Genomic DNA, 13,245 nt, shown 5'->3' on the forward strand with positions numbered 1-13,245 from the left:
TCGGCCACGCTGGCCGAAGCGATCGAAGAAGCGGACAGGTTATGAATAGACGGCAACTGGGTCTGGGCGTCGCCACGGCGGCCATGGCCCTCGGTTCCACGGCGCGCGCGCAACAGGTCTTCGTGCAGCGCGGCCCGGAGGCGACCGCCTTCTACAACAGCTTCAACGACCAGATTTCCCGCCTGCCGCAAACCCAGCAGGCCGACGTCCGCGCCTTCTACGAGATGAACAACTGGCGCCCCGTCTGGAACGCCGAACGGTTGCGGGCCCTGAACACGGCGGCCTCGCGCGCGGACAAGCACGGTCTGGCCGCCAACGACTATTTCGATTTCGTCGGCCTGGCGGCGGACCCGGCCAGCGCGGACCTGCGCACCACGGCGGCGGCCCTGGCCTATGCCCGCGTCCTGGCCGAGGGCAAGGTGCGGCCGGAAACGGTCGAAGAGTTGTGGGAGATGCAGAAGAATCGCGTCGACCTGCCGCGCGGCCTGACCGACGCCCTCAGCCGCAACGTCCTGGCCAACTGGTACGACGGCCTGGCCCCGACCGACATCGGCTATCAGAACCTGTCGGCGGGCTATGTGCGCTATCGCCGCCTGGCGGCCCAGGGCGGCTGGCCCCGGTTCACCCAGGGCGCGACCATCGAGCCGGGCAATAGCGACCGCCGCATCCCCGCCCTGATCGACCGCCTGACGGCCGAGGGCGATCTGTCGGCCGCCGACGGCGCGCGGTTGAAGGCGCAAGGCCTGACCTACAACGCCGAGCTGCAGCGCGCCGTGCAAAGCTTCCAGAACCGGCACGGCCTGGGCGCCGACGGCCGTATCGGCGCGGGAACCCAGCGGTCGCTGGGCGCCTCGGCCGAGGATCGTGCGCGTCAGATCGCCCTGAACCTGGAACGCCGCCGCTGGCTGAAGCGCGAGGTCGCGCCCGAGCGGATCGAGGTCAACACCGCCGCCGCCATCATGGTCTATTGGAAGGACGGCAAGCCCGTTCACTCCAACCGCGTGGTGGTCGGTTCGGCCGAGAACCAGACCCCCAGCCTGGAGAAGCCGTTCGCCTCGGTCGTGGCCAATCCGCCCTGGTATGTGCCGGCCGGCATCGCGCGCCGTGAAATCCTGCCCAAGGGGCCGGGCTATCTGGCCGCAAACGACATGTATGTGAAGGACGGCATGGTCATCCAGCGCGCCGGTCCGCGCTCGGCCCTGGGCTATGTGAAGTTCGAGCTGCGCGACAGCTACGCCATCTTCCTGCACGACACCCCATCCAAGGCCGCCTTCAACCTGTCTACCCGCCAACGCAGCCACGGCTGCGTGCGGGTTCAGAATGCGGTGGAGTTCGCCCGCCTGCTGCTGTCGCCCGACCCGACCAAGCTGGGACAGTTCGACGCCGCCCAGGACAGCCGTGAGACGACGCGGGTGACGACGGGTCGCGAGATTTCGGTGCGCCTGCTGTACTGGACAGCCTTCGTCGACGGTCAGGGGCGCGTCGCCTTCCGCGAGGACGTCTATGGCCGCGACGACAAGCTGGCCCAGGCGCTTGGAATCGGCGTCAACCTGCCCAAGCCCATCGACGACGGCCGCGCCGACGCCAACGACGTCGGGCCGTAAGCGCCAGCGATCAGCCCCGGAAGGCGGCCTCCAGCCTTCCCATCTGGGACAGCACGGGGTTTTCCGGGGCCTTCTCCTGGTCGTCCAGATACATGCGGCGATCCAGATAAAGGGTCCGTTCGAACAGTTTTTCGGACCGCACCAGATATTCGACCAGGGCGATGGGCAGTTCGGCGTGGCTGGGTTCGGCCTCGATACGGCGGTCGTTCAGGCGATAGCGCGGCTCGCACGCCGTCTCGGGCGACATGTCGTCCTCGCGCACGGCCCGCTGGACCAGCAGCCACGAGGCGATCTGCATCAACCGGGTGGTCAGCTTCATGCTCTCGGCCGCATAGGCCAGGGCGGCGGCGCGCGACAGCATCTTGGAATCGCGACGCCCCTCCCCGTCCAGATAGGCGGCCGTCTCCTCCACCAACTCCATGCCTTCGCGGAAGGTGCGGTCGAACAGTTCCGAACGGGCGAAATCGCGCACCGTGCGGCTGCGGTCGGCGGAGGCGTGGGCGTGGGCGAAGGTCATTTCAGCTTTGATCATTGGGTATGCGGAGCCGTCCTGCAATCGGCCCCTGACGGCGCCGTTCGTCGAAACGATGCAACGCTCATGCCATGCCGCGACCGCTTTCGCGATCAGGATCCGAAGTTGAACAGGGCGTCGGCGGCGTTTTTCTTAGAGCGTTTGGCCTCGATGGCGGCGCGGGCGCGGGCGATCTCGTCGTCGAGAGCGGCGATGCGCCCCTCCAGATCCTCGATGGAATAGACGTCCAGATCTTCGCGCGACAAGGCGCGCAGCGGTTCGCCGCGCTGGGGCCTGGGCTCCAAATCCTCGAACATCGTCTGCGCCCTTCGTTCCGGTGATGGCCAAGGCGGGCCGGGGCGCCTATCTGAACGCCCTGACACGGACGAAAGCAAGGCGAGTGCGATGCGGGTCATCCAGATCGAAGGCGGCGCCGGGCCGGCCGAGGCGTTGAAGATCGCCGAACGTCCCGATCCCGTCGCGGGACCGGGCCAGGTGGTCATCCGCGTGCGGGCGGCGGGGGTGAACCGGCCGGACCTGCTGCAACGCACCGGCGCCTATCCCCCGCCGCCCGGCGCGTCGGACACCCTGGGGCTGGAGGTCGCCGGCGAGATCGCGCAGCTCGGGGAAGGCGTCACGCGATGGCAGGTCGGCGACCGGGTCTGCGCGCTTCTGGGCGGCGGCGGATACGCCGAACAGGCGGCGGTTGACGCCCGCCATGTCCTGCCGATCCCGGATGGACTGGATTTCATCCAGGCCGCGGCCCTGCCCGAGACGGTCTTCACCGTCTTCGCCAATGTGTTCGAAGGCGGCGCCCTGAAGGCTGGCGAGACCCTTCTGATTCACGGCGCGACCAGCGGCATCGGCGTGACGGCGATCCAGATGGCCAAGGCGGCCGGGGCGACCGTCATCGCCACCTCTCGCGGTGCGGACAAGGCGAAAGCGGCCGCCGCTTTGGGGGCCGACGTCAGCCTGGACGCCCGGACCGACGATCTGGAGGCGCGCATCAAGGCGGCGGGCGGCGCCGACGTCGTTCTGGACATGGTGGGGCGCGACTACGCCGATCTGAACCTGAACAGCCTGAAGGCCGGCGGGCGATGGGTTGTCATCGCCTCACTGACCGGCCCGAAGGTCGAGATGGACCTGCAGCGTATCATGCTGAAACGCCTGACGTTGACGGGATCGACGCTGCGCAGCCGCCCGGCGGACGAAAAGGCGCGTCTGACTGCCGCTGTCGAGGCGACCGCCTGGCCGTGGGTCGCGTCCGGGAAGGTGAAGCCGCCGGTTCAGGCGGTGTTCGCGTTGGAGCAGGCGGCCGATGCGCACGCCGAACTGGAAGCCGGCGGGCACATCGGCAAGATCGTGCTGAGCGCCTAGTAGCGCCCGCCGCGAACGGGACGCAGCGACGAGATGTTGTCGTTGAAGCCGCCGGTCAGGAAGCGGACGTCGCCTTCGACGACGCGGCAGCGGCCCCGGAACTCGGCGTCGGTGCAGACTTCCCAGCGGCCTTGGACGCGCATCGAGCTGATGCGGTCGTTGAACGGGGTGCGGCCCAGGTTGCGGTCCTCGCTGGTGAACTCGCGCGAGGCGCCGCGGAAGTTGGCGTCGTCATAGACGGTGATCGAGGACCGACCCCAGCCGCCGCCATTGCCGCCGCTCCATCCCCCTTCGCCTTCCCACTGGCCTCGCACCGGGCCGCAGACCAACAGACCATTTTCGTTGGCGATGTCGAAGCGGCCGCAGCGGCTGTAGTCCAACGAGCTGGCGCGACGATCCCGACCGCCGCCCTCGCAACGGGCAAACAGGCGACCGTCGCGCACCGAGGCGTCCGTGCAGCTTTGGCGATAACTGCCCTGGGGCGCGCGGCCGGCCCCACCGCCCCAGTCTGGACCGCCGTTGCCAGGGCCCCAGCCGCCGCCGGGACGGCCGGGCTGGCTGTCCTCATAGTCGCCACGGAAACGCCCGCAGACCAGCAGGCCGTTGTCGTTGTTGATCTCCTCGCCGCCGCAGCGGTTCAGCTCGATCGACGTGCCGCGCATCTGGCCGCGCGTATCGCGGCAGTCGGCATAGAGACGACCGCGATTCACATAGGCTTCCGAACACGACTGGGCATAGCCGCCGCGCGGGGCGACGCGCTGCTGCGCATAGTCCTGGCCCGAGGCCATCGCTGCAGCCAGAGCCGCGCCAAGCAGAATGGACATGGTGGTTCTCCTCTCCCGAAGCTGAAAAGCTTCACTACCGCAAGGGTTGCATCGGACGGATGAACCGTTGCTGTATGCGATTGTCGGTCGGCGTTTTCTTTTCGCGCGAATGGGCCTATATCGGCATCATACGCGCCCGGTCGAAAGGCCGGGCGCCGTCGTATCCAACGCCAGCCGAAGTCCCATTCGGCGGCTCAACAACACCGGGACGAACGCCCCATGAGCGACATTCTGATGCCCAAGGCCACCGCGGTCTGGCTGGTCGACAACACCTCCCTCAGCTTCGAGCAGATCGCCGATTTCTGCGGCCTGCACCCGCTGGAAGTCCGCGGCATCGCCGACGGCGACGTGGCGCGCGACATTCGCGGCGTCGATCCCGTGACCGGCGGCCAGCTGACACGCGAAGAGCTGGACAAGGCGCAAGGCGACGAAAACTATCGGATGAAGGCCATCGTCAGCCGTCACGCCGAACTGCTGAAATCGGCCAAGCCGGCGCCGAAATACACCCCCGTCTCGCGTCGCCAGGACCGCCCGGACGCCATCGCCTGGTTCGTGCGCAATCACCCCGAGGTGACCGACGCCCAGATCGCCAAGATGCTGGGCACCACCAAGTCCACCATCGAGAGCGTGCGCAACCGCACCCACTGGAACTCGGCCAACATCAAGCCGGTCGACCCGGTGACCCTGGGCCTGGTCGGCCAGCTGGCCCTGGACGAGATCGTCAAGAAGGCCGCCGACAAGAAGGCCAAGGACGACCTGAAGAAGGGCGGCGGCACCATCCAGCCCGTCGAGGAAGTGGAGGCCGAGCCCGAATTCGTCCCCGAGGCCCGCCAGCGCCCCAGCGCCGAACCGACCGCAGAGTCGGTGTTTGGCTCCAAGGACTAAAACAAGGTCTCCTCCCCACTTCGTAGGGAGGAGACATAACGAAAACGGCCCCGGAGAGCGATCTCCGGGGCCGTCGTCGTTTTGGGAAGCCTGACGCCGCGTTAGTGAGCGCGGGCCTCCAGACTGGTGATCTCTTCCTTGAGCCGAAGCTTCCTCTGCTTCAGCTCCCTGACGTGCAACGTGTCCACGGACGGCCGGGCGAGTTCCTTCTGGATCGTCTGATCCAGATTGCGATGACGGTTACCCAGTTCGCGAATACGAGCCTCGATGGTCATGGCTTGCGCCTCCTCAGGTTAGGGACCAGTAGAGTGAGCGCCCGGTTTGGCAGGCTGTGGAATCACATTCCGGTGACAGCCCGCTTCGTCGGACAGGTTGGAGGCTGACCGCAAAAATGGTCGATGATGTGAACGGAGCCATACGGAACCTGCCCGCGCGGATGGTGGTCGGAATTTCAGGAGCTTCCGGCGCGATCTATGGCGCGCGGACGCTGGATGCGCTGAACGACCTGGGCGTGGAGAGCCATCTGGTGGTGACCAAGGCCGCCCTGCTCACATTGTCGCAGGAAACCGATCTGACGCCGGATGCGCTGACGGCCAAGGCGTCCGTGGTTCACAAGCTGGCCGATGTGGGCGCGACCATCGCCTCCGGCTCCTTTCGCACCCTGGGCATGATCGTCGCCCCCTGTTCGGTCAGGACGATGGGCGAGATCGCGACGGGCGTGACCTCCACCCTGTTGACGCGCGCGGCGGACGTCACTTTGAAGGAACGGCGCCCGCTGGTCTTGATGGTGCGGGAAACGCCGTTCCACCTGGGCCACCTGCGCACCATGACGGCCCTGACCGAGATGGGCGCCGTCATCGCCCCGCCCCTGCCTGCCCTCTACGCCCGACCCGCCTCGATCCAGGAGATGGTCGACCAGTCGGTGGGCCGCGCGCTGGACCTGTTCGGCCTGGATTGGGACGCCGTGCGGCGCTGGAAGGGTCTGAGCTGATGGGATTGTGGGATTGGGCCGTCGCCGCCTATGGCGCGCCGGGCGTTTCCGACGCCTGTCTGGCGCTGCAGGACAATCACGAACAGAACGTGCCGCTGCTGCTGTGGTCGGCCTGGGCCGCCGCGACGGGGCGTCGGCCGGACGAGGAAACCCTAGAGGCCGCCTGCGACACCGCCCGCGCCTGGGACGGGGTGGTGGTGACGCCGCTGCGAGCCATGCGCCGCATCCTGAAGGCGCCCGTGCCCGACATCGACGACGGGCCGCGCGAGACGATCCGCAACCGCGTCAAGGCGCTGGAGCTTGAGGCCGAACGCCATCTTCTGCAGGCGCTGGAGGCGCTGGCGCCCGAGCCCAGCGCCCCGCCCCGCCCCGCCATCGACGGCCTGGCCGCCACGGCCAGGATCTGGGCTTCCGTCACCCCTCGCCCGGCGCTGATCCGCCTGGCCGACGCCCTTCCGGCCTGAAGCCGGCGTCGCTATAAGCGCCTTCGGGGACCAGACGATGAACGACGACCTGCCTGACATCAGCGAAGAAGAAGCGGCCCTGCACGCCCGCGTCAAACTGCTGCGCCAGGAGCACGCCGACCTGGACGCCTCCATCGACGCGCTCAGCCAGGCGGCGGTGCCCGACCAGCTGATGATCGCCCGGCTGAAGCGAAAGAAGCTGGCTCTAAAGGATGAGATCGTGAAGATCGAGGACGTCATACTGCCCGACATCATCGCCTGAACGTCGCTGCGGCCCGGTTCCGCCCTGCGACCATCCGCCGCCCGGACCAGGCCCCAAAGTCGCCCCAGCCCCCGGGCATAAGCCGCCCTTCCACGGAACGCCGTGCGTCATCGAACGCCGCGTCCCTTCATTCCAGAGCGTAAAGACGCTGGAGACGCCGCCGAATGCGACGCCTGCTGACCGACGCGCCGATGGCGCGCTGCAAGACCCTTTTGATCCACTCCGGCCAGACGGCCGCCTTCGCCGCCGTGGCCGTCCTCGCCGCCGCCGCAGCCCCCAACGTCGCCCCCGCGCCCGACCGCACGCCGACGCCCGTCGCCGCCCCCGTGGCCCCGCCGATCAAGGCCGAGGCCGAAAAGGCCGGGCCGGTCACGCGCCAGATCGTCTTCACCGCCCCGGTGCGCGGCTATGCGATCAACTCGGTCTTCGGCCTGCGCAAACTGGCCATCGAGGCCAAGGCCCGCGCGCACAAGGGTGTGGACATCGCCGCCCCCCAGGGCACCAGCGTCTTCACCGCCGCAGAGGGCCAGGTGCTGCGCACCGGCTATGACGCCGGCGGCTACGGCAACTTCATCGAGGTGCGCCACCCCAATGGCATGACCACCCTCTATGGCCACCTCAGCCGCATCGACGTGGCCAGCGGCGACCGCCTGGCGCCCGCGCAGCGTATCGGCCTGGTCGGCTCCACCGGCTACTCCACCGGCCCCCACCTGCATTTCGAGGTCCGTCGCGACGGCGCCCAGGTCAATCCGACCAAGGTCATGGACCGCCACTTCGAGATCGCCGTCAAACCCAAGGCCTGACGACCGCTCTTTTCGAAACCGCTTCATGACTGGCGTCCAGGCGGCAACGCCCATAGGCTGACGGCTGGAACATGAGGGGGCGACATGGCGGCGTTGACGCTGGACGGCGTAAGCAAGCGGTATGGCGATTTCGACGCCGTGCGCGATCTGAGCTTTCAGGTTCAGAGAGGCTCGATCTGCGGGTTTCTGGGGCCCAACGGGGCGGGCAAGACCTCGACGTTGCGGATGATCCTGGGGCTTCAGCCGGCGACGTCAGGTTGGATCGAGATCCTGGGCGCCGCAGACGGGCGTCAGGTGCGCGACCGGATCGGCTTCCTGCCCGAGGAGCGGGGCCTCTACAAGAAGATGACGCCGGTCGAGGCCATCGCCTTCTTTGGCGCATTGAAGGGCCTGCCCGCTGCAGAAGGCCGCCGTCGCGCCAAGACCATGCTGGAGCAGCAGGGGCTAGGCGCCGCGCAAAAAAAGAAGATGAAGGAGCTGTCCAAGGGGATGGCGCAGAAGGTGCAACTGATCGCCTCGGTCGTGCACCAGCCTGAGTTCGTCATCCTGGACGAGCCGTTCTCGGGCCTGGACCCCATGAACCAGCAGGGGCTGGAGGCCATGATCCGCGACCTGGCGGCCAACGGGGCCACGGTCCTGTTCTCGACCCATGTGATGCAGCACGCCGAGCGACTGTGCGACAAGGTCGTGCTGCTGGCGCGGGGACGAAAGGCGTTCGAGGGTACGGTCGATCAGGCCAAGGCGACCTCGCCCCGGTTCCTGGATCTGGACGGCGCCATCGACGCCCAGGCGGCGGCGACCCTGCCTGGCGTGGCGGGGGTCGAAACCATGTCCGAACAGGACGGCGTGCGGCGGCTGAAGATCGCCCTGTCGCCGGGCGCGGCGGGTCAGGAGACGTTGAAGGCCGCCTTCCTGAACGGCCTTGACGTGCGCGGCTTCGCCTTGAAGGAGCCGACGCTGCACGACGCCTTCATCGGCCTGACCGGCGACCATCCCGACCAACCCGCCTCGCCGTCGGAGGCGGTCCAATGAAGCGCACCCTGCTGATCGCGCGCCGCGAATATGTCGCCTACGCCAAGACGGTGGGGTTCTGGCTGTCGCTGCTGGCCTTTCCGATGTTCGCCGTGCTGGGCGGGGGCATCCCGCTGTTGATCCGTTCGGCCGAGCCGATCAAGACGGTGGCCGTGATCGAACAGGGCCCCGCCGCGACGGGCCTGGCCGCCACGGTCCGCGACGCCTTGCAGGCCGATCTGAATAAGCAGGGCGAACGGCTGCGCATCGCCGCCGAGAAGGGCCAAGCCGGCGCCGGGCGCGCCGTGGCCTCGATCAGCGCGCCAAAAATTCGTTTGGTCGCGGCCCCGGCCGCCATCGCCGATGCGACCGGCCCGGCGCGCGACGCCGCCATCAAGACCGCGCTGGACAAGCAGACGCCCAAGGCCGATCGCCTGGACGCCGTGGTGTTTCTGGACCGCATCGACGGCAAGCCCGCCGCCCAGGTCTGGACCGCCCGCGCCACCGACAACGACGTGTCCGGCTTCGTCCGCAGCGCCCTGCGCGACGCGCGCCGCAACGAACTGCTGACCGAGGCGGGCGTGCCCCCGACCTTGGCGACCGAGATCCAGACCTTCCAGCCCGAGGTGAAGGCCTTCTCGCCCAACGCCGCCAGCGGGGCCGAGGTGTCGATGCGCGACCGCATCCCGTCCTTCGTGGGCCTGGGGGCCGGTTTCCTGCTGTGGTCGCTGGTCATCACCGGCGCCTCCATCCTGCTGAACAGCGTGATGGAGGAGAAGTCGAACAAGATCCTGGAGGTGCTTTTGTCCTCGGCGTCGGCGACCGAAATTTTGACCGGCAAGGTGCTGGGGGTGGCGCTGCTGACGCTGACGGTCATGGCGGTGTGGGGCGGGATCGGCGCATCGACCCTGATGTCCGCCTCGCCCGAGGTGGCGGCCAGCATCGGCCAGGCGCTGATGCACGACGGCCTGATCTTCTATTTCATGGCCTATATGGTCGGCGGATATCTGATGTATGCGGTGCTGTTCGCCGCCATCGGCGCCTTCTGCGAGACGCCGCGCGACGCCCAGACGCTGATGGGGCCGATCATGATGATCCTGGTGGTGCCGATCCTGGTCATGCAGATGGCCCTGACCAGCCCCGACGCGCCGGTGGTCAAGGTGCTGTCTTGGATCCCCTTCTTCACCCCCTTCCTGATGAGCGCGCGGGCGCCCAGCGATCCGCCGCTGATCGAGGTCGTGCTGACCCTGATCGGCATGTTCGCCACGGCCGCCTTCATGGTCTGGATCGCCGGCCGCGCCTTCCGCGCCGGCGCCCTGTCGGACGTGAAGCTGAGTTGGAAGACATTCGGTCGGGCGGTGACAGGACGGGGGTGAGGACCAATCTTCCACCATCCCATAACGAGCCACCTCGACCGTTGTCGTCAGTCTCCATGGGCTGCCCGCGCTTGAGGCCCCGTGCAATGGATTAAGGTCCTGCCGCCTATTATGCGGACTTGACCTCGGTCGCTCGCCCGGTGCGCAAGCATCAGGCTCATCGCAGCGCCGGTTCGCGCTCGGCCGGAGTAAACTTGAACGCATCTCCAGCGGTCGGCGGACATGGCGGCGCCCGCTCCCCGCTGACAGGAGACGCGAGTCGTCAGCCCTTCATCCGCCAGGTGGCGCCGTCGGGGCCGTCCATGACGATGACGTTCAGGGCGTTCAGGCGGTCGCGGATGCGGTCGGCCTCGGGCCAGTCCTTGGCGGCGCGGGCGGCGGCGCGTTGGTCCAGCAGGGCCTCGACCTCGGCCTTCAGGGCGGGATCGCCGCCTTCGAACCAGGCGTCCGGCGTCAGCGACAGCACGCCGAGCAGCCCGGCCGCTTCCTTCAGGCTCCAGCGGGCCATGGCGACGTCGTTGATGTCGGCCTCGGCGTCGTTCAGCAGGTCGCGCAAGGCGTTTCCAAGACCGAACAGCTGGGCGACGGCGCCCGGCGTGTTGAGGTCGTCCTCAAGCGCGTCCAGCACCGGATCCAGGGCGTTCTCGGCCAGTTCCCTCTCGGCCTCGTCCAGCGCGCCCTCGTCGAAGTCGGCCAGGGCCGCGTCGGCGTCGCGCAGAACGCCGTAAAGACGGTCCAGGTTCTTGCGGCTCTGGTCCAGCAGCCCCTGGTTCCAGTCCAGCGGCTGGCGATAGTGGGCGCTCAGCAGCGCCCAGCGGACGACCTCGCCCGGCATGGCCTGAACCAGGTCGTGCAGCAGCAGGACGTTGCCGATGGACTTGGACATCTTCTCGGCGTCCACGGTCAGAAAGCCGTTGTGCATCCAGTAGCGGGCGTATTCGTCGTGCGCCTGATCGCCGTGGGCATGGCCGTGAGCGCAGACGCCTTGCGCGATCTCGTTCTCGTGGTGGGGGAAGACAAGGTCGATGCCGCCGCCATGGATGTCGATGGGCAGGCCCAGCGTCTTCTCGATCATGGCCGAGCATTCGATATGCCAGCCGGGACGCCCCTGCCCCCACGGCGACGGCCAGGACGGCTCGTCCGCCTTGGACGGCTTCCACAGGACGAAATCGTGGGGGTTCTTCTTGTAGGGCGCGACCTCGACGCGGGCGCCGGCGATCATGTCGTCCAGATTCCGACCCGACAGCGCGCCATAGGATTTATAGGAGGAGACGTCGAACAGGACGTGCCCCTCGGCGGCATAGGCGCAGCCGGCGTCGACGATGGCCTGAATCTGATCGACGATGGCGGGGATATAGTCGGTGACGTGGGGGGCGATGTCAGGCGGGCTGACGTTCAGCAGGCCCATGTCGGCCAGATAGGCGGCCTCGTAGCGCGCCGTGACCTCGCCGATCGGCACGCCCTCTCGCGCGGCCTTCTGATTGATCTTGTCGTCCACGTCGGTGACGTTGCGGGCGTAGATGACCTTGTCCGCGCCATAGGTCCGGCGCAGCAGCCGCACCAGGACGTCGAACACCACCGGCGGACGCGCATTGCCGATATGGGCGTAGTCATAGACCGTGGGGCCGCAGACATAGAGGGTCACACGATCCTTGTTCCGGGGCTCGAACAGGCGCTTTTCACGGCGCAGGGTGTCGTGGATGTGCAGCGGCATGGATCGGTCTTTAGCGGGTTTTCTTGCGGGACGCAGGCTCCGTCCCATATAGCGGCCTGATATACAGTCCCGACGGATTGTAGAAGGTAAACCGGGCCGCCCCGCCCGCCCCGGCCGGAAAATCGAGTTCATGAGCCTTATCCCCGCCAAGCCCGTTCTCGTCGCCGATGCCGCCGTGCAACGCCCCAGCCGCGAACAGGCGCTGGAGGCGGTGCGGACCCTGATCGCCTGGGCCGGCGACAATCCCGACCGGCCGGGCCTGGTGGATACGCCCAAACGGGTGGTGGACGCTTACGGCGAATGGTTCGACGGCTATGAGGCCGATGCGGCCAAGGAGCTGAGCCGCACCTTCGAGGACGTGACCGGATACGACGACATGGTCATCCTGCGCGACATCGAGGTGGAGAGCCACTGCGAGCACCACATGGCCCCCTTCCTGGGCAAGGCCTATGTCGCCTATCTGCCGGGTGAAAAGGTGGTCGGCATCTCCAAGCTGGCGCGGGTGGTCGAGATCTTCGCGCGCAGGCTCCAGAATCAGGAAACCCTGACCAACGACATCATCGACGCCATCGAATCGCATCTGCAGCCGCGCGGCGTGGCGGTGATGCTGGACGCCGAACACCAGTGCATGACCACCCGCGGGGTGCATCACCGGCACGTTTCGACCATCACCACCCGGTTCACCGGCGCCTTCAAGGACGATCCTGCCCTGATGGACCGTTTTCTGAAGCTGGCGAAGGCCTGAGACGGGCGGCGGCGGGGGACTGTCGCGTATAATTGACGTTCGGGAACGCCGGATCGTTTAGAACCGCTTTACAAGCGCGCATCGGGACGCCAAGAACCGAGCAAGCTTTCGGGCGATCCATAGGGAAATGCCGGCGCGGATTGCAGCCGGCGAGTAACGGAGACGATGCATGGCTGCCAAGCTCGGTGGTTCCGGCGGGGACAAGCACACGATCGAACAGACGGCGGATATCAACATCACGCCGTTCATCGACATTCTGCTGGTGCTCATGATCATCTTCATGGTCGCCGCGCCGATGGCGACCGTCTCGATCCGTCTGGACCTGCCGCCCGCGCAGCCGCCGGTGAACCCGACCCAGGAAAAGGAGCCGGTGTACATCACCATCCAGGAAAACGGTCAGCTGTTCCTGTCGGACAAGCAAACCTCGATCGACAACCTGCCCACCGACGTCTGCACCGCCCTGGGCGGCGGCGCCTGCCAGGAAGAGCGCGTGTTCGTCCGCGCCCAGCCGGAAGTGAAGTACAAGCAGTTCATGGAAGTCATGAACAAGATGCAGGAGAACGGCTTCTTCAAGGTCGGTCTGCTGAACGAAGACATCAGCTAAGTTCACGCTCAGGCGAAACGATCAGGGCCGCGTTCCGAAAGGGACGCGGCCTTTTTCTTTGGCGCCATGATCGG

Annotated in this window: 16 protein-coding genes; 11 read left to right on the forward strand and 5 right to left on the reverse strand. The window is 67.3% G+C overall.

The window, feature by feature from the left end; all coding sequences use genetic code 11:
• The first annotated feature begins 41 nt into the window (after positions 1–41).
• Positions 42–1,604, forward strand: coding sequence for a L,D-transpeptidase family protein (locus B3Z70_RS13880; protein ID WP_292023764.1), 1,563 nt, complete (start codon positions 42–44; stop codon positions 1,602–1,604).
• 10 nt (positions 1,605–1,614) lie between these two features.
• Here B3Z70_RS13880 and B3Z70_RS13885 read toward each other — a convergent pair whose 3' ends face one another.
• The gene (locus tag B3Z70_RS13885) at positions 1,615–2,121 is read right to left on the reverse strand and encodes a DUF1465 family protein (protein ID WP_312124097.1); all 507 of its coding nucleotides are present in this window, start codon (positions 2,119–2,121) and stop codon (positions 1,615–1,617) included.
• A gap of 107 nt (positions 2,122–2,228) precedes the next feature.
• Complete coding sequence (locus B3Z70_RS13890) at positions 2,229–2,432, reverse strand: DUF1192 domain-containing protein (protein ID WP_292023760.1); 204 nt, start codon at positions 2,430–2,432, stop codon at positions 2,229–2,231.
• An 88-nt stretch (positions 2,433–2,520) separates the two neighbouring features.
• Between B3Z70_RS13890 and B3Z70_RS13895 the strand changes: the two genes are divergently transcribed.
• Positions 2,521–3,492, forward strand: a complete 972-nt coding sequence (locus B3Z70_RS13895) for an NAD(P)H-quinone oxidoreductase (RefSeq protein WP_292023758.1) — start codon at positions 2,521–2,523, stop codon at positions 3,490–3,492.
• On the opposite strand, the gene B3Z70_RS13900 is transcribed toward B3Z70_RS13895, so the two are convergent.
• Positions 3,489–4,316, reverse strand: coding sequence for a beta/gamma crystallin-related protein (locus tag B3Z70_RS13900; RefSeq protein ID WP_292023756.1), 828 nt, complete (start codon positions 4,314–4,316; stop codon positions 3,489–3,491). The two genes, B3Z70_RS13895 and B3Z70_RS13900, sit on opposite strands and share 4 nt — an antisense overlap.
• A gap of 219 nt (positions 4,317–4,535) precedes the next feature.
• Here B3Z70_RS13900 and B3Z70_RS13905 point away from each other — a divergent pair, with 219 nt between their 5' ends.
• Positions 4,536–5,201, forward strand: coding sequence for a DUF1013 domain-containing protein (locus B3Z70_RS13905; protein WP_292023753.1), 666 nt, complete (start codon positions 4,536–4,538; stop codon positions 5,199–5,201).
• Between the two features lie 101 nt (positions 5,202–5,302).
• Here the strand turns inward: B3Z70_RS13905 and B3Z70_RS13910 are convergent, their stop codons facing one another.
• Positions 5,303–5,476, reverse strand: a complete 174-nt coding sequence (locus B3Z70_RS13910) for a YdcH family protein (RefSeq protein WP_292045778.1) — start codon at positions 5,474–5,476, stop codon at positions 5,303–5,305.
• A gap of 116 nt (positions 5,477–5,592) precedes the next feature.
• Between B3Z70_RS13910 and B3Z70_RS13915 the strand changes: the two genes are divergently transcribed.
• The 6 genes from B3Z70_RS13915 to B3Z70_RS13940 all read left to right on the forward strand — a co-directional run bounded on the left by B3Z70_RS13915 (position 5,593) and on the right by B3Z70_RS13940 (position 10,108).
• On the forward strand, positions 5,593–6,192 hold the full coding sequence (locus tag B3Z70_RS13915) for a UbiX family flavin prenyltransferase (protein ID WP_292023749.1): 600 nt from the start codon (positions 5,593–5,595) through the stop codon (positions 6,190–6,192).
• Complete coding sequence (locus tag B3Z70_RS13920) at positions 6,192–6,656, forward strand: TIGR02444 family protein (protein WP_292023747.1); 465 nt, start codon at positions 6,192–6,194, stop codon at positions 6,654–6,656. Before B3Z70_RS13915 ends, B3Z70_RS13920 begins: the two co-directional genes overlap by 1 nt.
• A 37-nt stretch (positions 6,657–6,693) precedes the next feature.
• Positions 6,694–6,918: a YdcH family protein gene (locus B3Z70_RS13925; protein ID WP_292023745.1), complete on the forward strand. Its 225-nt coding sequence runs from the start codon at positions 6,694–6,696 to the stop codon at positions 6,916–6,918.
• Positions 6,919–7,082: 164 nt separating this feature from the next.
• On the forward strand, positions 7,083–7,721 hold the full coding sequence (locus tag B3Z70_RS13930; RefSeq protein WP_292045779.1) for a M23 family metallopeptidase: 639 nt from the start codon (positions 7,083–7,085) through the stop codon (positions 7,719–7,721).
• An 84-nt stretch (positions 7,722–7,805) separates the two neighbouring features.
• Positions 7,806–8,753 carry an ABC transporter ATP-binding protein gene (locus tag B3Z70_RS13935; protein ID WP_292021559.1) on the forward strand — a complete coding sequence of 316 codons (948 nt, stop codon included), beginning with the start codon at positions 7,806–7,808 and terminating at the stop codon, positions 8,751–8,753.
• Positions 8,750–10,108, forward strand: coding sequence for an ABC transporter permease (locus B3Z70_RS13940; RefSeq protein WP_292021557.1), 1,359 nt, complete (start codon positions 8,750–8,752; stop codon positions 10,106–10,108). The genes B3Z70_RS13935 and B3Z70_RS13940 overlap by 4 nt, the downstream gene beginning before the upstream one ends.
• A gap of 262 nt (positions 10,109–10,370) precedes the next feature.
• Here B3Z70_RS13940 and cysS read toward each other — a convergent pair whose 3' ends face one another.
• Positions 10,371–11,822, reverse strand: coding sequence for a cysteine--tRNA ligase (gene cysS / locus B3Z70_RS13945; protein ID WP_292021556.1), 1,452 nt, complete (start codon positions 11,820–11,822; stop codon positions 10,371–10,373).
• A 130-nt stretch (positions 11,823–11,952) separates the two neighbouring features.
• Between cysS and folE the strand changes: the two genes are divergently transcribed.
• Positions 11,953–12,567 carry a GTP cyclohydrolase I FolE gene (gene folE / locus B3Z70_RS13950; protein WP_292021555.1) on the forward strand — a complete coding sequence of 205 codons (615 nt, stop codon included), beginning with the start codon at positions 11,953–11,955 and terminating at the stop codon, positions 12,565–12,567.
• A gap of 169 nt (positions 12,568–12,736) precedes the next feature.
• Positions 12,737–13,171 carry a biopolymer transporter ExbD gene (locus B3Z70_RS13955; protein ID WP_248118864.1) on the forward strand — a complete coding sequence of 145 codons (435 nt, stop codon included), beginning with the start codon at positions 12,737–12,739 and terminating at the stop codon, positions 13,169–13,171.
• Positions 13,172–13,245: the final 74 nt, after the last annotated feature.

It is taken from the genome of Brevundimonas sp. UBA6550 (assembly GCF_002434505.1).
Lineage (GTDB): Bacteria > Pseudomonadota > Alphaproteobacteria > Caulobacterales > Caulobacteraceae > Brevundimonas.